We start from the raw sequence: 22,430 nt of genomic DNA on the forward strand, positions 1-22,430 counted from the left end.
TTCTACAGTGTTGTAGATTTACGGCCCTCGGACAACCAACCAGCTCAGGAGAGTCACGTGGCCCTGTGGGACCGCATCAAGGATTCCGCTTCGTCGATGCAGACGCAGCTCAACGCCAAGAAGAACGACCTCAAGAGCGGCGCCTTCCGTGACGCAAGCATGGCCATGTGCGCCCTGGTCGCCGCCGCCGACGGCTCCATCGACCCGTCCGAGCGGCAGCGCGTCGCCTCGCTGATCATGACCAACGAGGTGCTCCAGAACTTCCCCGCCCAGGACCTGCAGGTGCGCTTCAACGACTACTGCCAGAAGCTGACGGCCGATTTCGACTTCGGCAAGGTCGGCATCCTGCAGACCATCGGCAAGGTCGCCAAGAAGCCCACCGAGGCCCGCGCGGTCATCCAGATCGGCATCGTCATCGGCGGAGCCGACGGCGACTTCGACGAGACGGAGCGCGCGGTCGTCCGCGAGGCCTGCTTCGCCGTCGGCATCGCGCCGAGCGAGTTCGACCTCTGACGGTCAGGAACCGGGCGTGCCGCCTTCCCCGCGGCACGCCCTTCTTGTCCTCAGCCGGGTCGCGGCCCCGCCGCGCGGCGTCCCCAGGCCGTGCCCGCCAGGACGAGTACCGCGCCCAGCGCTCCGGCAGGACCCAGGTGTTCGCCGCCGATCGCGATGCCCGCCGCGGCCGCCCACAGCGGCTCCGTGCCGAGCAGCAGACCGACCCGGGACGGTGAGGTGCGACGTACCGCCCACATCTGTACGAAAAAGGCGATGAGGGTGCAGAAGACGGCGAGGAAGAGCAGCGTCGCCCAGGCGCGCGGACCGAAGCCGGCGGCCACGGCCCAGGGCGCGGAGCCGGTGCCCGGCAGCGTGGCCAGTACCGCGAACACCGCCACCGCGCCGCTGAGTTGGACGGTCGTCAGCGACAGCGAGTCGGCGCCGCGCAGCGCCTTGATCCGGGCCATGGCCAGCACATGGACGGTACGGGCGAGCGCGGCCAGCAGCATCAGCAGATCGCCCGCCGAAGGGGCGGTGAATCCGCCGCTCTGCGTCAGCAGCACCACCCCGGAGACACTGAGCCCCGCGGCCGCGACAAAGGCCCCGGGCGGCCGCTTCCTGGTGATCACGGCCTCCGCGAGCGGCGTGAAGATCATGGTGAGGCTGATGATGAGCCCGGCATTGGTCGCCGACGTGTGCACGACCCCGTACGTCTCCAGCAGGAAGATCCCGCCCAGTACGAGCCCGAGCAGCCCGGCGCCGCGCCACTGGGCCGCGTCCAGCGCCCTCAGTCTCCGCCACCCCGCGACGGCCAGCACGGGAAGGACCACCGCGAAGCGCAGCACGAGAACGGCGACGACGGTGTGGCTGGTGGTGATGTCCTTCGCGGCGAGATAGCTGGTCCCCCAGAACACGGCGACCAGCAGGACCGGCAGATCGGTGAGCCAGGCCCGGCGCGGTACGAGGGCAGGCGCGGGTGCGGCGATCGACGACATCGGGGACCGGGTCTCCAGCGGGCGGGGTGGTGCGGAGACTTCGACGGCTCGCACGAGGGACGGTCACTTTACCCGGGCGCCTCGCCACGCCCGCCGGGCCGGCCGGTCCGCTCCGCCTCCACGGCCCTTTCGATCGCCTCCTGCAGGCGCCGGTGGGTGTGGTGTTCGTGGACGAGGCGGCCCACGAGCGCGCCGCCGTAGACGACGAAGCCGACGCCGACGAGCCAGGACTGAATGACCAGAACCGTTCCGAACGGGCCGTAGGTGACGGCGTTCGAGGCGATCAGAGGGGAGAAGACAAGGCGGGAGAAGACCCTCAGGCCGAGCAGGCCCACGGCGGTCACCACGGCGCCGGGCAGCAGGGCTCGCCAGCGGACCCGCCCGGCGAGGAGCACGCGCTGCGACCACCAGAAGAACAGGAACGTACCGATCACATCGCCCACGGTGCTGAGCACCGTCGTGACGGCGGACGCGGAGGTGACGGGCGTATTGACGAAGGCCAGGAGGAAGGCGACGAGTACCGCGAGCCACAGGACATGCCGCCATATGGTGTGCCAGCGAGCCGTCGGCAGCTCCCAGACCCTCTCGTACCCCGTCTGTACGGCGGATCCGAACGTCAGCCCGAACACGGCCAGCGCGGCGAGGCCGAACGCCGTCGTGCGCTGCAACGCCTGCCCCGGTCTGCCGAACAGCTGCTGGAGCTCTCCCTGCGACGACGCCGACACCCCAAGCCCCTGCCCCAGCCAGCGGGCGAATCCCGTGCCGCTCGCCGGGTCGGCCGCGGCGACGAGGATCAGCAGGGGCACCAGGGTCAGGAACCCGAGGGCGGCGAAGCTCATGGCCCGATGCATCAGCTCCATCTCACGGCCGCGGTTCCAGGCGAGCACGGCAGAAGAAGTGGTCATCCTGCGGTACAGGTTCTGGAACCGGTGCCGGTCCTCCGGCGCACCGAAACGCTTTCGGGTCATAGGTCGTCTACTACCCCGAAGGGCGCCCCGCTCCGGGCGGGGCCCCCGGATGGGTGCCGGTCGTCGGTGGCGGGATCCCGCCCCGGGCCGTGCGGCCGGTCAGCCGCTCGCGCGGCCCGCGTCCTCCAGCGACCAGGCACGTTCGGCCCGCAGCGGCCCGCCGCGGGCCAGCAGACTTCCGTGATCGACGGCGAGCGGCGCGAGCTGCGAGGCGTAGCAGAGCACCGCCGCCCGCTTGTCCGCCCACTGTGCGTCGGAGAGGGTCAGGTCGTACGCGACCCGGGTCCGGTAGCGGCCCGCGAGGTCCCGGTAGGCCGGCCCGTAGTCCAGACTCCCGGCGAGTCCCGCCTCCGTGCCGGGAGTGCCCCACTCCGGCAGATGCCCCGTGTAGGGCAGGTCGGCGTAGACAAGGGGGAGTGGCCTGCCGAGCGTGTCGAGGAGGTGCAGGGCGCGGTCGCGGACCTTCGCGTGATCGGGCTGGTTGGTGCCCAGGGGGATCAGCAGACAGGTCTCAGGAGCGAGGCCCGCGAGGTACGTGTCGATCTCGTCGGGCACCTCCCCGTCCCCGTACGGGCCGTCCGGATGTCCCAGGACGACGCTCTCGACACCGAGCAGCGCGCAGGCCCGCGCGTCCTCCGCCAGCCGCGCGAGATACGCCTCGCCCGGCGAGGAGAAGCCGCAGGTGCTGTCCCACCAGGAGACGTCGTGACCGGGGGAGGGCGCACCGCCGTGGACGGTCACGACGGTGACCGGGGAGGGCAGCCCGGGGATCAGCCCCGCGAGCGACAGCGCGGCGTCGTCGAAGTGCGGGGAGAGGATCACGGTGGCGGGCGAGGGCGGTGTCATACGGACGTACTCCTGTCGGTCGCGGGCCGAAGCCGTGGCGCGTCGGTGAATCGCACATCGCGGAACGCGGCGTTCCATTGGGCGTCGTCGCCCTGCCACCGCCCGGGGGCGGCCGCCACGGTGCCCCAGCGGATCCCGGGGCCGAGGGTGTGGCCGTCCCCCGGCGGGGTGCGGCGCAGCCAGAGCAGATCGAAGCGGTGGCCCGGGTGCGCCGTCGCGAGGACCAGGCGCAGCCGGCGCAGATCAGCCGCGGTGACTTCGTCGAAGGCGTCGTGGTGGACGTACAGCACGCGTGCGCACGACTGGGCGAGGGTGCGCCAGCGCCCGGCCAGCGCCTGGAACTTGGCGCGCACATCGGGGAGTTGCCGGTCGATGTCCCGCTGTCCGAGGGTGCTGCCCGCGGCGGGGCGGAAGTCGTGGAAGAACCGGATGTCGGAACCGCGGTCCAGCGCGCACAGACCGTCGCTGAACGGTTCGACCATGCCGGGCCGCAGCACGTCGGCGAAGTCGCTTGCGATCGTCTCCACGACCGACTCGAAGTCGAGGTCGAGCCAGTCGAAGAAGTGCGCGCGGTCGTCGCCGGTGATCCGCCGGATCTGGTGGGTGGACTCGCAGTGGTAGCCCAGCCCGACGCAGCTGTCGTACATGTCTGTTCTCCTGGGCGGGTCAGGAACAGGAAAGGGTCAGGAACGGCTCAGGAATGGCTCAGGAATGAGCGAGGGTCAGGAGGCCGCGGTACGCCGCAGGAGCAGTCCCACGCTGCCGCGCTTGCTCAGATAGGCGCGTCCCGCGCAGACGGTTTCGACCCGTGGCGGCACCAGGACGACTTCTCCGTCCGCGCGCCAGGTCGTCGACCGCTCCAGCCAGGGGCGTACGCGCGTGCGGAGCGCGTCGGGTTCGAGGGCGACGAACACGAGGTCCGTGGCCAGGTCGTCGAGCAGCGCGAGATCCTGGCCGTAATAGAGCATCTCGATCAGCAGATGGGCGGCGGCGCGGGGACCGCCGTCCTCCTTGGCCAGCCCGGCGAGATCCGCGTCGTCCACGGTGACCGCCCCGGCGCCGGCGAGCGCCGCGGCCAGCCGCGGCCGGAAGACGGGGTTGGGCTCGGTGGCCCGTACGGCGAAGCCCGCGGCGGCGAGCCGGTGGGTCAGTGCTCCTTCGCACGCCCCCACCTCCACGAGCGTGCCGTCCGTGGCCGGGCACCGGTCCCGTACCCAGGCCGCCGTCGCGTCCAGCCGCTCCGACTCGTACGGCGAACTGCCGAACTCCCAGGGGTCCACCACGGAAGCGGCCTCGTCGTCCAGGCTGGCGAGCAGGGCGAAGAGCCGCTCGCGCTGGTCGGGTTCGGTGTCGAAGAAGCGCTCGGTGGCGGGGATGCGCGGCGTCTGTACGACGTACTCGGGAGCCTCCTCGGCCAGCAGGTGCCCGCAGGAACGATTGACGAAATCCAGCTTCGCCGCGATCAGCCGCCGGTCCAGCGGGCGGTCGAGATCGCTGAGGAACTGGAGATACGGCGAGTATCCGACGGCATGGCGCACAGGCCCCTGACCCGGACCGGCGCAGGCGATGGCGGTGTCACGGCCGAGCCGCCCGCGGCTGCGCCGGTTGTCCGCCGGGGAGTGCGTCCAGATCCGGACGGGCCGTACGGCCCCGGCCCCCGCGTCGCGGATCAGCCCGGCGAGGGCGTCAGGACCGGGTGAGGTGATGTGTCCGGCCACGGGCCCGACATATGGGGCGAGCAGGTCGAGGCGCTCGGCCAGGTCCGTACCCGCGGGGAGCGTCAGCGCCTCGGCGCGGTCACCGAGGATCACCCGGGTCTCCCCGCCACGGTCATCGGCGAGCACGGACAGAAAGTCGAGGACGGCGTCCTCGGCCCGGAGTACGACAACGATATCGATCACGGACTTCGGTCCTCGGTACGGAGCCGACAGGGGGAGCGGGACAGGGTGGAGCCGGTCGGGGGACGCTCGGTACGGGTCGTCGGCTGGCAGGGACCTTAGCGGTCGCCGCCCATGTGGTCCAGACCAATCCATTGGCTGATCGCCGAGTTTCAGCCACCTCGCCCCGCACGGCGATGCGCGTCCCACAGTGGCCCGCCGGCTTCGTCGCGCCGGGGGAAAATCCCTGGTGGGGCCGCGAACGGGGCTGGTAGGAAGGGGAGATGACCACCGAATCCCCGGACCCGACGCAGTGCCTGCTCGCCGAGCGCGCCTGCGAGCGTCTGATCATTGATTTCGTCCGCCGGCTCGACCTCGGGGAACCGGGCACGGTGGCGGACCTGTTCACCTCGGACGGGGTGTGGGAGTGGCCGCATGACGGCCGTCGGGTGGAGGGCCGGGACGCCCTCCGGCGCTACTTCGGGTCCCGGCCCGTGGACCGTCTGTCGCGACGGATGTGTACGAACATCCTCGTCACCGTGGACTCCGCGACGACAGCCACGGCCACCTCGTACTTCGCGACATATCGCGTCGACGGCTACACCGAGGGTCTGGTACCGCCCCGGCTACCGGCGAACATCGGCCATTACGAAGACACCTTCCGCAAGGTCGGGAACAGCTGGCTCCTCGCCACGCGGTCGGCGTTTCTGCCGTTCGGCGGACCGACGGAGCGGCTCGGCGGCGCGGCGGACGCGCGCGGGCGTCACCACCGCTCTCCCGGCGGGTCCTGACCGTACGGGCCCGCCTAGGTCGTGTCCGCAAAGTAGCGCCGTCCGCCCGGAGGGCGGGGCCGGCGGCGTTCGGTGCGTGCGATCGCAAGGCGGAGGATCATTCGTGTACTGGATGTACTCGGATGATTCCGACAACGCGGCGAGTGTGCGTGCCGGGCGTCGTCGGCCAGGCGAAACTTTGCGGACGCGGCCTAGTGCTGCTCCGCCGCGTCGGTCAGCCGGGTGTGCGCCCTGCGCAGATGCGTGCGCATCCGGGCGAACGCGGTCTCCTCGTCGGCCTCGCGCAGCGCCTCCAGGATTCGTTCGTGCTCGCCACAGGTCTCCTCCGCCCACCCCTCGCGGAACGAGAGCCGGTACTGATGCGTATGCGCGTGCAGCCGCCCCAGCGTCGCGCGGAGGAACGCGTTGCCGCTCAGGCGCGCGATCCGGTCGTGGAACACCGAGTCGTGGTGCATGTACAGCAGAAGCGTCGACCGGCTGCGGAAGTCCTGCGCCGCCGTGCGCATCTCGGCCAGCTGCTCGGCGAGTTGGAGCAGATCCGCCTCACTGATCTGTCTCGCCGCGTGCGCGGCCGCGGTCGGTTCGAGCAGGAGACGTACCTCGAAGAGCTCACCGAGACTGCGGCTGCTGAGCAGCGTGGCCGCCGTGTAGCCGGCCAACGACCGCTTCACGACCAGGCCTTCCGCCTCCAGCCGCGCGAGGGCCTCCCTGAGCGGCGTGGGCGAGATCGCCAGCTCCTGGGCGAGGGTGTTGATGTTCATCTTCGACCCCGGCTCGATGTCGTGGTCCACCAGCCGCTGACGGATCGTGTCGTAGGCGGTGTCCGCCAGTGCCTGCCGTCGAGGCGTGCCTGCCATCGTGCTGCTCCTCGTTTCGGTCTCACACCCACGTGACGGCCTGTGAAATGACGGCTCCCGCCGTCCCTCCTGGGCGTCCCGCGATGCTACCGCCCATCGATCATATTTTTTTCTTCCCTCTCGCGAGGCCCGGAGCCGGCGGCGTCCGCCGCTGTCCCTCCGTGCCCCACCAGTGTGGTCCTCTCCCGGGCCGGATTGTCAATACCTCGTGTGAGCAGGTCTTTTCGCGAAAATGTGGCGCCGTGGCCGCATCGCCTCCGATCTCGATCCGGTAAAGGTCGGTACGAGTCTTGACTGTGCCGGGACGCTGGCTACTCTTCTGAAAAGTATACGAAACGAGGGTGTTTACCGGGCCTCAGAACCGAGGGGCCGGTTCTCGCGCACTGCCCCACCCCGCCTCCGCACGCGGGTTTTCAGGACAAGCAATTCGCACGACGGCACAGGGCGGCCGGAGTCCGGCCGCATCGCGTGAAGCATCAAGGAGGATGACATGAAGCGCAGACCTGCCCTCATGGCGGCGGTCACCGGTCTGGTGAGCGCCCTGGCGATCACGGGCTGCTCCACCAGCGGCACAGCGGCGGGCGGCGGCGGTGGTGGCCTGACGTTCATGACGTTCGAGACCCCGGCGCTGACCGCGAAGTTCTGGGACACCTCCATCTCGGAGGCGCAGAAGGCGGTCCCCGACGTCAAGGTCAAGAAGATCGTCTCGCCGGACGCCGACCGGACGGCCTACGCCAAGCAGCTCCAGGCGTCGGGGCAGTTCCCGGACATCCTCTCCTCCATCAACCCGAAGGACTTCACCGCGGCCGGGCTGCTGAAGCCGTTCGACCAGAAGTGGCTGGACGAGAACTTCACCGACCCCAACGGCAACGCGATCGACGGCAAGACGTACATCCCGCCCACCAACTCCCAGGTCATCCCGATGATCTTCTACAACAAGAAGATCTTCGCCGAGCACAACCTCCAGGTCCCGCAGACCTGGGACGCGTTCACGAAGGTCGTCACGACCCTCAAGAAGGCCGGCGTCACTCCGGTCGAGATGGCGGGCGGCGAGCCGTGGTCGGCCGGGATCCCGCTGTCCGGGATCATCACCGCGGATGTCCTGGGCTCGGATCCGCAGTGGATCCAGAAGCGCTACAAGGGTGAGGTCGCGTTCACCGGTCCCGAGATGACCGCCGCCGTCGGCAAGTACCGCCAGCTCATCGGCGCGGGCGCGTTCGACAAGGGCGCCCTGAGCGTGAGCTACGCGGACGCCAACAAGCAGTTCCTGGCCGGCGAGAGTGCCATGTACCCGATGGGCAGCTGGTTCATCGGCCAGATCCCCGCCGCCGACGCGGACGACTTCGGTACGTTCCTGCTGCCGAGCGAGACCGGCAAGGCGATCGTGCCGTTCAACACCGGTGGCACCACCTCGGTGAGCGCCAAGTCCTCGGACGTCGACGCCGCGGCCACGTTCGCGCAGGCGTGGTCGCTGTCCAAGCCGAACCTGAAGACGCTCATCGAGACCGACGGCGCCTTCCCGATGCTGAAGAACGTCCCCTTCGAGGACTTCGGCGCGAAGGTGACCCCGCTCTACACCGACGGGTTCAAGCTCGTGACCGACGACAACGCGAAGGTCAGCGCGTTCGGTCAGGTCAACAATGACGACGCGCTCCCGCCCGGGGTGGTCGAGCAGTTCAACTCCCTGGCGCAGAAGCTGTTCACCAGCTCCGACACCAAGGGCGCGCTCGCCACGCTCGACGCGGACTGGGACAAGGCCGCCAAGTAACCGCCGCCCGCGGAAGAGACGGGCGGGGGCCGCGGTCCGGCCAAGGGTGACATCGTTGTCAGGTGTTTTTCGGCCAGGCGGGATATAGCGTACGGACCTGACGCCGTACGCCCCCCGCCGGGCGGACCTGACGGTGTACACCCTGACGTCGACGGACCGACGCCGTACGACAACGGACGGCCGCGGCTCCCGCCTTTTCCTCGCTCACCACCTCGGTCGCCGTGCGGCCCTCCGGGGCGCCGACCCACCCCCGAGCGGCCGCAGCGAGGCACGGGGGACAGAAAGGATCAAGCTGTGCCCAGTCGATCTCCACGAGCGGGCCGAAGCCTCGGGCTGGCCCCCGCTGCGTGGATCGCGGTCATCCTCTACGGGGTGTTCCTCCTGTACCCGTTGGTGCAGAGCCTCTTCCTCAGTTTCACGGACAAGAACCCGTTGCAGGCCGGGAGTGACTTCGTCGGCCTCGCCAACTACCGGGAGCTCTTCTCGGACGACCGGCTGCTGTCGAGTCTCCTGTTCACGATGATCGTGGTCGTGGCGGTCACCGTCATAGCCAACGTGGTGGGGCTGCTGCTGGCCGTCGTCCTCAACCGCTCCTCCGCCAACTACCGCGTCATGCGGACCCTCATCTTCATCCCGCAGGTCCTCTCCGGTGTCATCGTCGGCTTCATCTGGCGATCCATCCTCACCCAGAACGGCCTGCTCAACAGCGCGCTGTCCCGCATCGGCCTGATCGACGAGCCCATCGCCTGGCTCGGCGACGACACTCTCGCGGTGGTGTCGGTCTGCGCGGTCGTCAGCTGGATCACCATCGCGTTCGCCACGGTCGTCTACACCGCTTCACTCCAGTCCGTGCCGCAGGAGCTCTACGAGGCGGCCCGGATGGACGGGGCGGGGGTCCTCAGCCGGTTCCGGCACGTGACCCTTCCCATGATCGCGCCGGGCATGACGATCAGCGTCGTGCTGTGCCTGATCACCACGCTCAAGCTCTACGACGTGATCGCGGTCCTCACCGGCGGCGGCCCGGCGGAGTCGACCCGGTCGACCGCCTTCTACCTGATCTCCGTGGCCTTCACCGACAACCGGTTCGGCTATGCCTCGTCCATCGCGATGTTCCTGCTGGCGCTGACCGCCGTCGTCTCGTACGGCGTCACCACCCTGCTCCGCCGAAGGGAGACGAACCTGTGAGCGCTCCCGCCGCCCGGTCCGCCCGGTCCGCCCGGTCCGCCGGACCGAACCTCCGTAAGAAGTCGCATCTGATCGGCGCCTGGCTGATCACCCTGGCGTTCATCCTGCCCGTGTACGTCGCGTTCGTCAGCGCGTTCAAGACACAGGACCAGATCGTCTCGAATCCGGCCTCTCCGCCGGTCCCGTTCACCTTCGACAACATCCTCAACGCGCTACAGAGGCCGGACCATCTCGTCCAGGCGGGGCTGCTCAACTCGATCCTGGTGACGACGGCGACCCTCGTCATCCTCGTCCCGCTCAGCTCCATGCTCGCCTTCTACATATCCGAGCGCGCGCCCCGCCTCAGGGCCGTCCTGCTCGCGGTGTTCGCGCTCGGGCTGATGGTCCCGCCGCAGGTCATCCTGCTTCCGATCGTGACGCTGCTGCGCTCGATCGGTCTGGCCAACTCCTACGCCGGCCTGATCCTGTCCAACGTCGGCGGCGGGTATCTCTCGTTCGCGGTCTTCGTCTATGTCGGATTCCTGCGGACCATCCCCCGCGAGGTCATCGAGGCCGCCCGGATGGACGGCGCCGGCGATCTGCGGCTGTGGTGGCGCATCGTCTTCCCCGTCGTACGTCCCGCCACCGCGACCGTCGCGATCTTCCTCGGACTGTGGGTGTGGAACGACTTCCTCAATCCGCAGTTCATTCTCGGACCGCTCCAGGGCCAGACGATCACCACCGGCATCTATGTCTCGCTCGGTGCCTATTCGACCGACTACAGCCAGCTCTTCGGAATCATGTTCCTCGCCGCTGTCATCCCCGTGGTGGGATATCTGGTCAGCCAGCGCGAGTTCATTCACGGACTCATGTCTGGAGCGTCCAAGTGAACCAGCCGATCAACGGCGTGCCGGCCCTCGACGACCTGGCCGGCGCCTGGATCGACCGCGCGGAACTCAACCACCTCCCTTCGCTGCGCAACCAGTGGGGTCAAGGCCATGTCAACGGCGACCTCACCTCGCTGTCCTGGCTGGCGTTCCCCCCGTACAGCGGCGGCTACCACACGGGCGTGCTGCGGATCGACGGATCCGTCCCCGCCGCCGAGCGGATGCGATGGGCGCCGTGGGGCGTACGGCGGTCCGCCACGGCCGGCGCGCTGGCGGTGACCACCGACGTACGCATGGGATACGAGCAGAGCCGGCTCCTGTGGCGGCTCGTCCTGCGCAACGCGTCGGCCGTGCCGGTGACGGCGGTGGTGGAGCAGGAACTGCTCGCGCCGTTCGCCCACTCGGAGGTGGACTGGGGCTGGCTCTACGGCAGCCCGTGGAACGACGGCCACTACCACGACTACTTCACCACCGAGCGGCTCCGCGACGAAGCCACCGCCGACCGGCCGCGACAGGTGCAGTTCCTGCCCATCGGCGAGCGATGGGTGCGGCTGGGCAGTCCCCGTATCCCCGGAATCCAGCGCGACGAGGACTCCGAACCGATGCTGCTGGAATCGGAGCTGCCGGACCACTCGACACCGGACTCGGGGCGGGTACGGGCCCCGGGCGCCGCCTGCCGGGTCCGGGAGATCTCCGTACGCCGCGCCACGGGCGAGGCCGTGGCGATCGGCGAAGCGGCCGAGCACACGGTCCGCCCCGACACGGATCTGCGGATCGGCACGGTGCGGCTCGGCGACGGCGATGTCCTCCGCTTCGACGTACGGGCCGACGAGCCGGACCGTACCGGAGTCGTCCTCACCCATGGCAACCACCCCGACTCGCTCCAGGTCGCCCTGGAGGACGGGCATCTGTCGCTGCGGATCGCGGGTGAGCACCTGACCGCGCCGGCGCCCCTGGCGACCGGCGGCTGGCACACCGTGACGGTCCTCGTCAGCGACGAGGGGGCCGAACTGCGGCTGGACGACGCGCCCCTGCTGGGGACCGCCGCCTGGTGGGAGGGGCAGCGCTGGCGGGCTACGACCGACGGCGCCACCGTGTCCGTCGCCGACTCCCGCACGGTCGCCCGCAGCGCCTACGCCTTCTCGACGGCGCCCGATTCCGTCGAAACGGCCGGAGCGCGTGCGGTCGCCCGCTGGAGCGTCACTCTGGAGCCCGGCGAGGAGACCGAGCTGGGCATCGTCCTCGACATCGGCGACTCGGCCGAGGGCGTGACGCGCGACGCCGTCCAAGCCGCCGCCTCCTTCCGTACGGAGTTCGACGCGGTGGCCGGCCGCTGGCGCCGGACCTGGCGCAGCGCGTTCCAGCCGGGCAATTCCGAGTTCTCCGGCCATCTGCCCACGCTGCACACCGAGGACGCCGACCTCGCCCGTACGTACTACCTGGGCGCACTGCTGGCGATCTATCTGCGCAACACCACCGTCAGCCCGCTCGGCCCGGTGTTCCTGACCGGCGGACCGCGGCTGGGAGCCACCACCACCTTCTTCTGGGACATCTCGGAATGGGCCAGGACCGCGGCGCTGCTGGAGCCGGACGGTCTGCGCCGCTGGGTCCTGGCCGCGCTCGCGCAGCCGTACGACCGCTGCCACTCCTTCGACACCCGCAATCTGCTGCCGGTCGGCAACCACTACTCGGCCAACGACCACTCCCTCTTCCGCGTCGTGAAGGCGTACGTGGGAGTGACCGGCGATCTCGCGCTGCTCGGCGAGAGCGCGGGAGGACGCAGTGTGCTGGATCATCTGCGCGCGATGGCCTTCCGCCCGCGCGGCCTGCGCGCCGCGTTCGGCGGGGGAGTGCTCGCCGACTTCGGCCGGGACGCCTGGGAGCTGCTGGAGTGCGTCCCCAACTACCGCGACGCCGTGGTCTCGCTGAACGCCGGCTACGTCGGCATGCTGCGCTCGCTGGCGGCGCTGCTGCGCGCGCTCGGTGACGGCAACGAGGCCGAGGCCGCCGAGGCGGAGCGCGAGGCCGGCGCGCTGTCGGCGGCCGTCCTGGCGCAGTACGCGGGCGACGGACGCTGGATGATCTCCCACCCCGAGGGCAACGAGGTCATCGGCCACTGCCTCGACTTCGAACTCGTCGCCGCCGATATGGCCGAGGACCTGTCGGCGGACCAGCGCGGGGAGATGGTCCGCTTCGTCACCGAACGCCTGCTGGACGGCGACTGGATGCGCGCCCTCGACCCCGACGACCCGATCGCGCCGCTCTCGGACCGCCCGGACCACGGCGCGGCCGGCGCGTTCGGGGCCTGGCCGGGGGCCACCGCCTTCGGTCTGTGCCGGCTCGGCCGGCCGGAGATCGCGGCCGGTGTACTGCGCCGCGCGCACCGCGCCACCTCCGGCGGGCTGTGGGGCCAGGCGATGGAAGTCACCGCGGACGGCACCTACCGCGTGGCAGGACGCGGGGTGGCGAACCGCGACAGCAACGCCGGCGTGGCCGTGACCGAGGCCGTCATCGCCGGACTCTTCGGAATCGAAGCGGGCGTCGAGAGCCTGAGCAAGGACATCGGGACGGCCCTGACCCCCTACGGCCGCCTCGAGAACGTCCGGGCCATCGGCTTCGACCTGCCCAGACCGCTGGGATAGAGCGGTCCCCCGAACCTCTGCGGCCGGGTGCGGACAGCACCCGGCCGCAGGGCAGCGCAACGCACACGCACCGACCTCTCGCAAGACCCCGACTCAAGGGAGAGCCAGAATGGGGCAGGAGAGAACGACGCGGGGAGTTTCCCGCAGCTTCGGACGAGGACGCGGACAGGGACGAGGGCGGGCACGCGGTTACGCGGGGCTGCTCGCCCTGGCCGTCGCCGTACCGCTCATGGTTCCCGGTACCGCACTGGCCGGGGACACGGCCGCGCGGGCGGCGGCCGCGGGCCCGCCCACGGCGGCTCAGCAGTGGGACACCATGAAGGCCAAGCTCTCGGCGATCAAGGGTGTATGGACCGACCAGAGCTACGCCGGGTCCATAACGAACGCCATGCCCAACACCGCCCTCCTGGGCAATGGTGACGTCGGCATCACCTCGGGCGGCAGCACGGGCGTGAAGACGTTCTATGTCTCCAAGGGGGACTTCTGGAACGCCAACCCCAATCCGAAGCCCGCCCCCATCGGCGGGGTGACCATCACCAGCACCGCCCCGCAGACCAGCCAGAACCTGGCCCTCGGCGCCCGCGCCACCGCCAGTACCACCGAGGGCTCCTTCACACCGGACCGCGCCGTCAACGGCCAGTGGGGCGGCGGATACGAGGGCTGGGTCTCGCAGGTCGGCAAGCCGCAGTGGATCTCCCTCGACCTCGGCTCGGTCAAGACCATCGGCCGCTACGTCGTGCGCAACGACAATGCCGCCCGCCCGGGGAACGAGGCCTTCAACACCAAGACGCTGGCGTTCCAGACCAGCAACGACGGCAGTACCTGGAACAGCGTCGACACGGTCCAGAACAACACCGCCGATGTCATCGACCGGACCATCAGCTCCGTGCAGGCGCGGTACATCCGGCTCAACATCACCGAGCCCACACAGGGCACGACGGGTGACTCGATCCAGAACCCCCGGGCCCGTATCGGCCAGATCGAGCTGTACCAGCAGAGCGGTGGCGGCACGCCGCCGCCCGCCCAGCCCTTCCGCGAGGAACAGAACATCGTCGACGGCACCGTCGGTACGTCGATGTCGCTCGGCAACGCGCCCGTGTCGATGAAGACCTGGCTCGCCGCCGACAAGAACGTCATGGTCACCTCGATCACGTCGACCGGTTCGCAGCCGGTGCAGCTCCAGGCGTCGACGTTCGCCGGCGCCACCACCCCGAACTCCGCCTACAGCAACACGGCGGGGACCGACGGCCAGGTGATGTGGGCCGAGCGGGCCACCGCGTCGGGCAGCAAGTGGGTGTCCAGGGCCGCCCTGGCCACCACCGTCCTCGGCGGGACGGCCGTACAGCAGCCCACCGTGTCGGGCGCCACCGCGAAGACCGTCTTCACCGTCCCCGCGGGACAGACCGTCACCGTCGTGACCACGGTGGGCGGCGGCGGGCAGAACCCGGCCGCTCCGCACAACGACGCGGTGACGCAGGTGCGCGGCCAGAGCACCGGATCGCTGGCGACCCTCGACACCCAGCGCGTCGACTGGTGGAAGACCTACTGGATGCAGTCGGGCGTGGAACTGGGCGACGCCACCCTGGAGAAGTTCTACTACGCCGCCCAGTACTTCATCGGTTCCGCCAGCCGCCGGGGCGAGCTCGCTCCCGCGCTCTACGGCATCTGGACCACGACGGACAATCCGCAGTTCAACGGTGACTTCCACCTGAACTACAACGCGCAGGCACCGTTCTACGGTGTCTACTCCAGCAACCGCCCCGAACTGTCGCTGCCCTTCCACGAGACGATCCTGGCCTATGTGCCGGAGGCACAGCGCCGGGCGAAGCAGGATCTGAACCGGGTGAAGCCCGACTACATCAGCGGGCGCTTCCCCAGTGGTGGCGTCCCGGCCGGGGTCCTGTTCCCCGTGGGCATCGGCCCGTACGGATCGACCACGGACGACCAGTACCACCAGCAGGTCTCCAACTCCCTCTTCACCGCTTCCCAGTTCGTCGACTACTACGAATACACCCAGGACGTCGACTTCCTGCGGAACAAGGCGTACCCGTTCCTCAACGAGGTCTCACTGTTCTTCGAGAGCTACCTGGAGCGCGACGCCGCCGGCCGCTACAGCCTCTGGAGCGGTCCGCACGAGGGCACGTGGGGCCAGAACTCCTCCGCCGACCTCGGGCTGCTCAAGCGGGTCCTGTCCGCGCTGATCGCCGGCAGCCAGAAGCTCGGCGTCGACGCGGGGAGGCGTACGACCTGGCAGAACATCCTCACCAACCTGCCGGCCCAGCCGACCGCGGTGTACAACGGCAAGACCGTCTTCTCGCTGGCGACCGCCGGCACCATGCAGGGCTCGGACACCAGGGACATCCACCCCGGTGACAACACCATCAACCTCGAATTCATCCAGCCCGCCGACCAGCTCGGCATCAACTCCGACGCGGCGCGGCTGCGGACAGCGGTCGACACCCTCGACGCGATGAATTCCTGGGGGCAGGAGAACAGCTTCCCCAAGGTGTTCAACCAGGCGGCCAGGGCCGGTTATCCGGCGCAGTCCCTCATCGACAAGTTCAAGTCGGTCATCACCTCGCGTATGGCGCCGAACCTACGGATCAGCGATCCGCATCACGGCATCGAGAAGTCGGGGGCGACCGAGGCGGTCAACAGCATGCTGATCCAGACCGACCAGCAGTACATCACGCTCTTCCCCACCTGGCCGGCCGGCAAGAACGCCAGCTTCTACCAGCTGCGCCAGAAGGGCGCGTTCGTGGTGTCCAGCGCCAAGCAGTCCGACAAGGTCAGCTATGTCGACGTCATCAGCAAGGCGGGCGGCACACTGAAGCTGAAGAACCCCTGGACGAGCACGTTCACGGTGACCAACGCGAGCGGCGCGGCCGTTCCGTTCACCACGGCGAACGGGGTGATCTCCGTCCAGACGAGTGTGGGCCAGACCTACCACATCGTCCCGACGGCCTGATCCACGAGTGAGCCGGAACCACTGATCGGTCCGGCTGAACGTCACCACGTCGGGCACCGCGGGCCCACCTAGGGCGTGTTGCGAAAGTAGCGCCGTCCGCCCGCAGGGCGGGACTTTCGCAACACGCCCCAGGTCCCGCGGTGCCCGACCGGTGTCAGGGGCCCGGCAGCGGGTCGTCGCCGGCGGTCGCCGTACGGTGGAACCGCAGACCGCAGTACGCGCCCGTCGGCGGGAGGGTCACCCGGTCCAGCGCCGCGGTCGGCGAGAGCCCGGCGTGCAGGGCCGCCGCCGTCAGGTCCGCCACCGCGGAACGGACCGTGTTTCTGACGAACTCGTAGACGCGGCGCGGCGAGGCACCGCGGAACGCCTCAGGACCGTACAGCTCCATGGAGTCGACCATCACCGCTCCGGCGCTGACGAGCGGCGCCGGCAGATAGGTGATGCCCCTGCCGTACAGGACATCGGCGGTGACGTCCTCGTCTGCGAGCACGGCGTGCGCCGAGCCGATGACCGCGCCGCAGCGCAGCCGCCGGGCGAGCCGGACATCGATGAGATCGTTCACCGAGCACGGCACGAGAACGTCCACTTCCCGTTCGGCCCAGTCCTCGACCGGCCTGCAGCCCGGCAGGTCAGCGACGCCGGGAGCGATGTCGCAGGTCAGAACGGTGGCTCCGGCCGTGGCCAGCTCCCTGGCCAGTACGCCGCCGACCTTGCCGGTGCCGTGCACCAGCACCCGCAGCCCCGCGACGGGCCCCCGTGCCCATGCCTCCACCGCCCCCAGCACCCCGAACGCCGTGGCCGTATGGGGCTCGAAGGCGCTGCTGACCGCGTTGAGCACATACGGCGTCATCCCCGCCAGCAGCTCCATGTCATGGGCCGTCACTCCCATGTCCGCGCCGGTGTACAGCCTGCCCTCGTAGCCGTTCAGGACCTCCGCGACGGCGAGCAGCAGCGGCTCGTCCACGGCGCCGGCCCCGGTGACCACGATCGTGGCGCCCCGGAAGCCCGTACGGTGCACCTCGTGCTGCACCAGCATCTCCCGGGCGAGCCGGCGGCTGAGCCGTCGCGCGTCCGGTTCATGGGCCGGTCCCGGACGGATGCGCAGCCCGCCGTTGGCCGGGACGCGCTGCCGCGGGCGTCCCGGGGCGAGCGCCAGATGGAGGGTGCTACCCCGTGGCCCGCGAAAGCGTCTGACCTGTACGAACTCCGCCACCTCCCTCACGGCCCCCGAATCCGGGCAGTGACTTCATATCTGTCCAGCGCGCGGCGCGTCGAACATCGGCCGGGCAGGCGTGAAGAAGCACGACGGAGCCCTGCCGCACGCCGCGCGCCCCGAGCGCTCAGCGGCGGCCGAGCCTGCGCTCGCCATTCGCGCCGGTTTTATAGGCGAGCCCGTAGTGCGCGAAGACCCGCGGCTCGTCCTCGGCGAGCAATTCCCCGTCCATGTCGATCCAGGGTGCTTCCTTGGCCAGTTTCTTGTCCCAGGGGACCTTCAGATAGTCAGGGCCGACGGTGGCATCGGTCAGCGGAACGAAGATCAGCCGCCGCTTGGTCGGCAGGCCGATGATCACCGTGGCGAACGACGGGGCGTCCGTCGCGGTGTCCACGTACACGGCTTCCAGGGAGCCGATCTTCTTCTTCTCGGCATCGACCACATCGTGGCCCCGCCACTCCCGAATGTCTTCAGCTTCGAACACGGGTCATTCGCCTCTTATCCACTGGATGGTGCACGCGAGGTGCGACTGTCGAATACCCCGCATTCCCCGGGCCCGCACCCGGCCGGCGTGCAAGGGGGCACCGGGATCCCGTCCCGGGGCCGTTTCCGTGTCAGTTGTCCGCGGTCGACAGGCAGCTACACTGAAAAGCAGGACGCCTCATTTTCTGCTTCCCGTGGCCCCCGGCCAGGGACAGCGGCGCGTGTCGCGTCATTCTTTCCGGTCGGCGGCAGTTTCCGCGCACCCCTCCGTACGGGCATCCGTGGCGGCACGACCGAACTCACCAGCCACCCTGCCGAGCAGTCAGCACCTCGGCACGAGGCGGTCGTGACCGACCCGAAAGGCGTGGCCCATGCCGATGCACCCCACTGGCGAACCCGCGTTGCTGGAACAGCGGCGAGAGGCCGGCAGCGATTTCGCGTGTCTGGCCAAGAAAATCACCGCGGCCGGCCTGATGCGGCGAAGGCCCGGGTACTACCTGCTGCGGATGTCTCTCGTCGCCGGGCTCTACGCCGGCGGCTGGGCGGCCTTCGCCGCCGTCGGCGACAGCTGGTGGACGCTCGCCGTGGCCGCCTTGCTCGCCGTGGTCTTCGGACAGGTGGCCCTGGTCGCCCATGATGTGGGGCACCGCCAGGTGTTCCGGCTGCGCAAGGCCAGCGCCTGGACAGGCAGGATCGCCGGGAATCTCGGCATCGGCATGGGGTACGGCTGGTGGCAGGACAAGCACTCCCGCCACCACGCGAATCCGAACCACGAGGAGCTCGATCCGGATGTCGAGCCGGACGTCCTGGTGTGGACGCGTGGCCAGGCGCGCAAAGCCACGGGGCTGCCCCGGCTGATCGGCGGCTCGCAGGCGTATCTGTTCTTCCCGCTGCTCGCCCTGGAGGGCTTCAACCTGCATGTCGCGGGGGTACGGGCGCTGGCCAACCGCTCACTGAAACAGCGTCGGCTGGAAGGCGTGCTGCTCTTCGCGCACTTCGCGCTCTACCTCAGCGCGCTGTTCCTGCTCCTGCCGCCCGGCAAGGCGGTGGCCTTCCTCGCCGTCCACCAGTGCCTGTTCGGTCTCTACCTGGGCTCCATCTTCGCCCCCAACCACAAGGGCATGCCCACCCTGACGGGCGATGAGCGCCCCGACTTCCTGCGGCGCCAGGTGCTCACCTCCCGCAATGTGCGCGGCGGCTGGTTCACCGATGTCGCGCTGGGCGGGCTCAACTACCAGATCGAGCACCATCTCTTCCCGAGCATGCCCACGCCCCAACTGCGCAGGGCGCAGCCCATCGTGCGGCGGTACTGCCAGGAGCTGAATGTCGGCTATCTGGAGACAGGACTGTTCACCTCGTACCGCCAGGCGCTCAGCAGCCTGCATGCCGCGGGCGCCCCGCTCAGGACGGCCGCCGCGCGGGCGACGCCGGAGTAAGCCGGAGCAAGCGGGAAAAGCGCTGGCGCCCGCGGAGGGCGGACCGGCATCCTGACCCCATGTTGATCAGAGAAGCCACCACGGAGGACTGGCCCGCCATCTGGCCGTTCTTCCACAAGATCGTCGCCGACGGCGAGACCTTCACCTATCCGCCGGACCTCAGTGAGAGTGACGGCCGTGACTGGTGGCTGGTGGCCGCTCCGAGCCGGGCCGTCGTCGCCGTCGATGAGGCCGGTACGGTCCTGGGCACGGCGAAGATGAACAGGAACCACATGGGCAACGGCGGTCATATCGCGAGCGCCAGCTACATGGTCGACCCGGCGCACGCGGGCCGTGGTGTGGGCCGGGCGCTGTGCGAGTACTCGATCGAGTGGGCCCGTGCGGCGGGGTTCCGCGCGATGCAGTTCAACGCCGTCGTCGAGACCAATGTGTACGCGGTCGAGCTGTACCGGTCGCTCGGGTTCGAGGTGCTGGGCACGCTGCCGGAGGGATTCAGGCACCCGACGCAGGGCTATGTGGGACTGCACATCATGCACCGCGCCCTGTGAGTGACCGGGCGGCCCGGCGACCGGCGAAGGACCGGCCGGGTTCCCGTGCTCCCTACCGCTCCTGGAGCACGGAGAGGGTGTTCCCCGCCGGGTCGGTGAACCAGGCGATGTACGGGCCCCCGGCCCGGAAGACGCCCTTGTCGTCCGTGTCCATGCCGGGGTAGCGCTCGAAGCGCACCCCCCGCTGGGCCAGCTCGTCGACCGCCGCGTCGATGTCGTCGACGGGGAAGTTGAGGACCGTGAACGACGCCGGCGTGTGAGCGGGCTTCGGGTAGACGAGCACGGAGGCGCCGCCGCCCAGGCGCAGTCGCAGCATGCCGTGATCCTCGGAGACGTCCAGTCCCAGCGTCTCGCCGTAGAAGCGGTGGGCCTTCTCGATGTCGTCCACGGCGAATCCGCTGAACGCCTTGCTGTTGTCGAACATGGCTGAGTCCTTTCCTGGGGCTGTCACAGAGGTAGACGTCCGAGCAGCCCGGGAATCATCGCTCTCCCCGCCGGCCGCCGGGCACGTCGTGGGCAGCAGGCGCCCGGTCGGGAGGAGAAGCGCGCCGAGGCCGAGCAAGGTGGCGGCGTACAGCCATCCCCCGAGGACATCGCTCGCCCAGTGCACCCCGAGATAGATCCTGCTCAGTCCCACGGCGACGGCCCAGCAGACGATGAGCGCGCAGAGCGCGCGGGTGGGGGCCGTACGGCTCCGGCGGGCCAGGGCCCAGACCAGCAGGCCCGCCACCAGCGCCGAGGTCGTCGCGTGTCCGGAGGGGAACGCGAACCCCGACGCATGGGTCGCCCAGTCCGCCATGGCGGGCCGGGGACGGCCGATCGCGTGCAGGACGGCATAGCGGACGGCCTGTCCGACGACGAGAAAGGCGAGGGCGCCGGCCGCCGCGCTCAGCCGGCGCCGCAGGTCGTGGCCGGCGATCAGACCCGCGCCGATGGCACACAGATAGGGGTAGGGGCCGGTGCCGCTCGCCGTGACGACGCGGGCCGGCGTGAGGGCGCCGGCCGGGCGGTGCTCCAATGACCAGGCGAGCGCGCTCCGGTCCAGCGGGAACGGCGCCCCGTGGCGGGCGGCCACGCCCACGGCCAGCAAGGCGAAGAGCGCGGCACAGAGCGCGGTCACGCCCAGCGCCGGCCTACCGCGGCTGCGGCCGGCCGCCGGCGCGGGGTGGCTCACCGCGGCGCCGCCGGCGGGCGCAGACGGGTGTCCCTGAGGCGCTCCACGAGCGGCACGGTGCGGCGCGCGGCGACCATCAGTGTCCAGCTCAGCGCCGTGCCCACGACCAGACCGAGGGCCACATCATGCGGATAGTGCGCCCCGACCCACACCCGCGACACCGCCATCAGAAGGGCGGCCAGGACCGCGACCGCCGCGAGCACGCGGTCGGTGAACAGGAGAGCGGTGGCGGCCGCGGCGGCGATGGCGGCGTGGTTGCTGGGCAGCGACCAGTCGCCCAGCGGGGGACATGCCTCGATGGTCAGCGTGTGCAGGGTCTGACACGGCCGCTGCTCCCGCAGCAGCGACTTGAGGCCGTCGTTGGCCAGATACGACACGACCACCACGAGGGGCGCGGCCAGCGCCAGGGTGCTCCGCGCCGGGGCATCGGGGCGGGCACGCCACCACGCGGCCAGCAGGAGCACGCCGAACAGCGCGAGTCCGTAGGTCGACCAGGAGGAGACCACTGTGTCCAGCCAGACGGGTGAGCGCTGGGCCAGATCGGTCACAAAGGTGTACAGGCCGTCGTCGAACCAGCTGCCGTCCTGAAGGGGCGCAGCCCCCGTACCAGCGATCAACGCGCTCCCTCCTCGGACCCGCGGCGTGAGCGTGCGCGCAGCAGCTCCAGGGCGATCGGGATCAGCGAGACGATCACCACGAGCGCGACGATGGGCAGTAGATAGCGGTCGACGTCGGGTACGGACGAGCCCAGCGCGTATCCGGCGAGCACGAGTCCGACGGTCCAGACCGCACCGCCGATGATCTGCCAGAGGGTGAAGAGCCGGGCGGGCACGTTCAGGGCGCCGGCCAGGGGGTTCAGCACGGTGCGTACGACGGGTACGAACCGGGCCAGCACGATGGCCTTGGCATGGCCGTACCGGTCGAGCAGTTCCTCGGCGCGGGCCGCTCCCTCGTGGAGTTTGCGGGCACGGCTGCGCGCCAGCAGCGCCCGGCCGCCGCGCCGGCCGATCCAGTAGCCGGTCTGCGCTCCCAGCAGGGCGCCGACGGCCGAGGCGACGAGGACCTGGGACAGTGCGAGATGCGCGGCCCCGTGCGCGCCGGGGACGCTCAGGAGCCCGGCGGTGAAGAGCAGGGAGTCGCCGGGGAGGAAGAAGCCGATCAGAAGTCCGGTCTCGGCGAAGAGGACGACGGCGATACCGAGGGCGCCGAACGCGGAGAGCAGTGATCCCGCGTCGAGGAGGTTCACGGCCTGTGGCATCGCCGTGAGGGCGGATACGGCCATAGGGGGCTGCTCCCATAATGGTGGGCAGGGGTGTCC

General features: G+C 70.0%; 20 protein-coding genes and 1 pseudogene. 9 read left to right on the forward strand and 12 right to left on the reverse strand.

Annotated features, from left to right (window positions below):
• The first annotated feature begins 57 nt into the window (after nucleotides 1-57).
• On the forward strand, nucleotides 58-513 hold the full coding sequence (locus tag ACFVWW_RS26720) for a tellurite resistance TerB family protein (protein ID WP_384186741.1): 456 nt from the start codon (nucleotides 58-60) through the stop codon (nucleotides 511-513).
• A 50-nt stretch (nucleotides 514-563) separates the two neighbouring features.
• Here the strand turns inward: ACFVWW_RS26720 and ACFVWW_RS26725 are convergent, their stop codons facing one another.
• The 5 genes from ACFVWW_RS26725 to ACFVWW_RS26745 all read right to left on the reverse strand — a co-directional run bounded on the left by ACFVWW_RS26725 (nucleotide 564) and on the right by ACFVWW_RS26745 (nucleotide 5,205).
• Nucleotides 564-1,490 carry a DMT family transporter gene (locus ACFVWW_RS26725; RefSeq protein WP_386878155.1) on the reverse strand — a complete coding sequence of 309 codons (927 nt, stop codon included), beginning with the start codon at nucleotides 1,488-1,490 and terminating at the stop codon, nucleotides 564-566.
• Nucleotides 1,491-1,558: 68 nt separating this feature from the next.
• Nucleotides 1,559-2,395, reverse strand: coding sequence for a YhjD/YihY/BrkB family envelope integrity protein (locus ACFVWW_RS26730; protein ID WP_384330767.1), 837 nt, complete (start codon nucleotides 2,393-2,395; stop codon nucleotides 1,559-1,561).
• A gap of 162 nt (nucleotides 2,396-2,557) precedes the next feature.
• Nucleotides 2,558-3,304, reverse strand: a complete 747-nt coding sequence (locus tag ACFVWW_RS26735) for a PIG-L deacetylase family protein (RefSeq protein ID WP_386878067.1) — start codon at nucleotides 3,302-3,304, stop codon at nucleotides 2,558-2,560.
• A complete protein-coding gene (locus ACFVWW_RS26740) occupies nucleotides 3,301-3,951 on the reverse strand; it encodes a papain-like cysteine peptidase (RefSeq protein ID WP_386878068.1) in 651 nt (216 codons plus the stop codon). The genes ACFVWW_RS26735 and ACFVWW_RS26740 overlap by 4 nt, the downstream gene beginning before the upstream one ends.
• A gap of 75 nt (nucleotides 3,952-4,026) precedes the next feature.
• Nucleotides 4,027-5,205 carry a hypothetical protein gene (locus ACFVWW_RS26745; protein WP_386878069.1) on the reverse strand — a complete coding sequence of 393 codons (1,179 nt, stop codon included), beginning with the start codon at nucleotides 5,203-5,205 and terminating at the stop codon, nucleotides 4,027-4,029.
• A 260-nt stretch (nucleotides 5,206-5,465) separates the two neighbouring features.
• Between ACFVWW_RS26745 and ACFVWW_RS26750 the strand changes: the two genes are divergently transcribed.
• Nucleotides 5,466-5,972, forward strand: a complete 507-nt coding sequence (locus ACFVWW_RS26750; protein WP_386878070.1) for a nuclear transport factor 2 family protein — start codon at nucleotides 5,466-5,468, stop codon at nucleotides 5,970-5,972.
• 191 nt (nucleotides 5,973-6,163) lie between these two features.
• Here the strand turns inward: ACFVWW_RS26750 and ACFVWW_RS26755 are convergent, their stop codons facing one another.
• Nucleotides 6,164-6,829, reverse strand: a complete 666-nt coding sequence (locus ACFVWW_RS26755) for a GntR family transcriptional regulator (protein ID WP_386878071.1) — start codon at nucleotides 6,827-6,829, stop codon at nucleotides 6,164-6,166.
• A gap of 490 nt (nucleotides 6,830-7,319) precedes the next feature.
• On the opposite strand from ACFVWW_RS26755, the gene ACFVWW_RS26760 reads away from it, so the two are divergent.
• From ACFVWW_RS26760 to ACFVWW_RS26780, 5 genes are all read left to right on the forward strand, one after another.
• Nucleotides 7,320-8,597, forward strand: a complete 1,278-nt coding sequence (locus tag ACFVWW_RS26760; protein WP_384186722.1) for an ABC transporter substrate-binding protein — start codon at nucleotides 7,320-7,322, stop codon at nucleotides 8,595-8,597.
• Nucleotides 8,598-8,891: 294 nt separating this feature from the next.
• A complete protein-coding gene (locus tag ACFVWW_RS26765) occupies nucleotides 8,892-9,782 on the forward strand; it encodes a carbohydrate ABC transporter permease (protein WP_384186719.1) in 891 nt (296 codons plus the stop codon).
• The gene (locus ACFVWW_RS26770; protein WP_384186716.1) at nucleotides 9,779-10,651 is read left to right on the forward strand and encodes a carbohydrate ABC transporter permease; all 873 of its coding nucleotides are present in this window, start codon (nucleotides 9,779-9,781) and stop codon (nucleotides 10,649-10,651) included. The genes ACFVWW_RS26765 and ACFVWW_RS26770 overlap by 4 nt, the downstream gene beginning before the upstream one ends.
• Entirely contained in the window at nucleotides 10,648-13,290 is a 2,643-nt protein-coding gene (locus ACFVWW_RS26775; protein ID WP_386878072.1) for a laminin G domain-containing protein, read from the forward strand. The genes ACFVWW_RS26770 and ACFVWW_RS26775 overlap by 4 nt, the downstream gene beginning before the upstream one ends.
• Nucleotides 13,291-13,399: 109 nt before the next feature.
• Nucleotides 13,400-16,258 carry a discoidin domain-containing protein gene (locus ACFVWW_RS26780; RefSeq protein WP_386878073.1) on the forward strand — a complete coding sequence of 953 codons (2,859 nt, stop codon included), beginning with the start codon at nucleotides 13,400-13,402 and terminating at the stop codon, nucleotides 16,256-16,258.
• A gap of 154 nt (nucleotides 16,259-16,412) precedes the next feature.
• Here the strand turns inward: ACFVWW_RS26780 and ACFVWW_RS26785 are convergent, their stop codons facing one another.
• Both ACFVWW_RS26785 and ACFVWW_RS26790 read right to left on the reverse strand, forming a co-directional pair.
• Nucleotides 16,413-17,471, reverse strand: coding sequence for a hypothetical protein (locus ACFVWW_RS26785; protein WP_384186708.1), 1,059 nt, complete (start codon nucleotides 17,469-17,471; stop codon nucleotides 16,413-16,415).
• 127 nt (nucleotides 17,472-17,598) lie between these two features.
• Nucleotides 17,599-17,955 carry a PRC-barrel domain-containing protein gene (locus ACFVWW_RS26790; protein ID WP_384186705.1) on the reverse strand — a complete coding sequence of 119 codons (357 nt, stop codon included), beginning with the start codon at nucleotides 17,953-17,955 and terminating at the stop codon, nucleotides 17,599-17,601.
• A gap of 370 nt (nucleotides 17,956-18,325) precedes the next feature.
• Between ACFVWW_RS26790 and ACFVWW_RS26795 the strand changes: the two genes are divergently transcribed.
• Nucleotides 18,326-19,390 carry a fatty acid desaturase family protein gene (locus tag ACFVWW_RS26795; RefSeq protein WP_386878074.1) on the forward strand — a complete coding sequence of 355 codons (1,065 nt, stop codon included), beginning with the start codon at nucleotides 18,326-18,328 and terminating at the stop codon, nucleotides 19,388-19,390.
• A gap of 59 nt (nucleotides 19,391-19,449) precedes the next feature.
• Nucleotides 19,450-19,938 (forward strand): GNAT family N-acetyltransferase, encoded by a 489-nt coding sequence (locus tag ACFVWW_RS26800; RefSeq protein WP_386878075.1) that lies wholly within the window; start codon nucleotides 19,450-19,452, stop codon nucleotides 19,936-19,938.
• Nucleotides 19,939-19,990: 52 nt separating this feature from the next.
• Here ACFVWW_RS26800 and ACFVWW_RS26805 read toward each other — a convergent pair whose 3' ends face one another.
• The 4 genes and pseudogenes from ACFVWW_RS26805 to ACFVWW_RS26820 all read right to left on the reverse strand — a co-directional run bounded on the left by ACFVWW_RS26805 (nucleotide 19,991) and on the right by ACFVWW_RS26820 (nucleotide 22,394).
• Complete coding sequence (locus ACFVWW_RS26805; RefSeq protein ID WP_386878156.1) at nucleotides 19,991-20,362, reverse strand: VOC family protein; 372 nt, start codon at nucleotides 20,360-20,362, stop codon at nucleotides 19,991-19,993.
• 138 nt (nucleotides 20,363-20,500) lie between these two features.
• Nucleotides 20,501-21,112, reverse strand: a pseudogene (locus ACFVWW_RS26810) (phosphatase PAP2 family protein); the annotation flags it as partial.
• Nucleotides 21,109-21,729: a phosphatase PAP2 family protein gene (locus ACFVWW_RS26815; RefSeq protein WP_386878076.1), complete on the reverse strand. Its 621-nt coding sequence runs from the start codon at nucleotides 21,727-21,729 to the stop codon at nucleotides 21,109-21,111. The pseudogene ACFVWW_RS26810 and the gene ACFVWW_RS26815, both read right to left, overlap by 4 nt.
• A complete protein-coding gene (locus ACFVWW_RS26820) occupies nucleotides 21,726-22,394 on the reverse strand; it encodes a DedA family protein (protein ID WP_384186694.1) in 669 nt (222 codons plus the stop codon). Before ACFVWW_RS26820 ends, ACFVWW_RS26815 begins: the two co-directional genes overlap by 4 nt.
• Nucleotides 22,395-22,430: the final 36 nt, after the last annotated feature.

This window comes from Streptomyces sp. NPDC058198, assembly GCF_042882605.1.
In the GTDB taxonomy this organism is placed as follows: domain Bacteria; phylum Actinomycetota; class Actinomycetes; order Streptomycetales; family Streptomycetaceae; genus Streptomyces.

Coding starts and splice junctions, on each gene's coding strand:
- ACFVWW_RS26735 (WP_386878067.1), bottom strand. CDS start 3,304: ATGACACCGCCCTCGCCCGCCACCGTGATCCTCTCCCCGCACTTCGAC.
- ACFVWW_RS26780 (WP_386878073.1), top strand. CDS start 13,400: ATGGGGCAGGAGAGAACGACGCGGGGAGTTTCCCGCAGCTTCGGACGA.
- ACFVWW_RS26730 (WP_384330767.1), bottom strand. CDS start 2,395: ATGACCACTTCTTCTGCCGTGCTCGCCTGGAACCGCGGCCGTGAGATG.
- ACFVWW_RS26755 (WP_386878071.1), bottom strand. CDS start 6,829: ATGGCAGGCACGCCTCGACGGCAGGCACTGGCGGACACCGCCTACGAC.
- ACFVWW_RS26740 (WP_386878068.1), bottom strand. CDS start 3,951: ATGTACGACAGCTGCGTCGGGCTGGGCTACCACTGCGAGTCCACCCAC.
- ACFVWW_RS26800 (WP_386878075.1), top strand. CDS start 19,450: ATGTTGATCAGAGAAGCCACCACGGAGGACTGGCCCGCCATCTGGCCG.
- ACFVWW_RS26805 (WP_386878156.1), bottom strand. CDS start 20,362: ATGTTCGACAACAGCAAGGCGTTCAGCGGATTCGCCGTGGACGACATC.
- ACFVWW_RS26750 (WP_386878070.1), top strand. CDS start 5,466: ATGACCACCGAATCCCCGGACCCGACGCAGTGCCTGCTCGCCGAGCGC.
- ACFVWW_RS26795 (WP_386878074.1), top strand. CDS start 18,326: ATGCCGATGCACCCCACTGGCGAACCCGCGTTGCTGGAACAGCGGCGA.
- ACFVWW_RS26725 (WP_386878155.1), bottom strand. CDS start 1,490: ATGTCGTCGATCGCCGCACCCGCGCCTGCCCTCGTACCGCGCCGGGCC.
- ACFVWW_RS26820 (WP_384186694.1), bottom strand. CDS start 22,394: ATGGCCGTATCCGCCCTCACGGCGATGCCACAGGCCGTGAACCTCCTC.
- ACFVWW_RS26760 (WP_384186722.1), top strand. CDS start 7,320: ATGAAGCGCAGACCTGCCCTCATGGCGGCGGTCACCGGTCTGGTGAGC.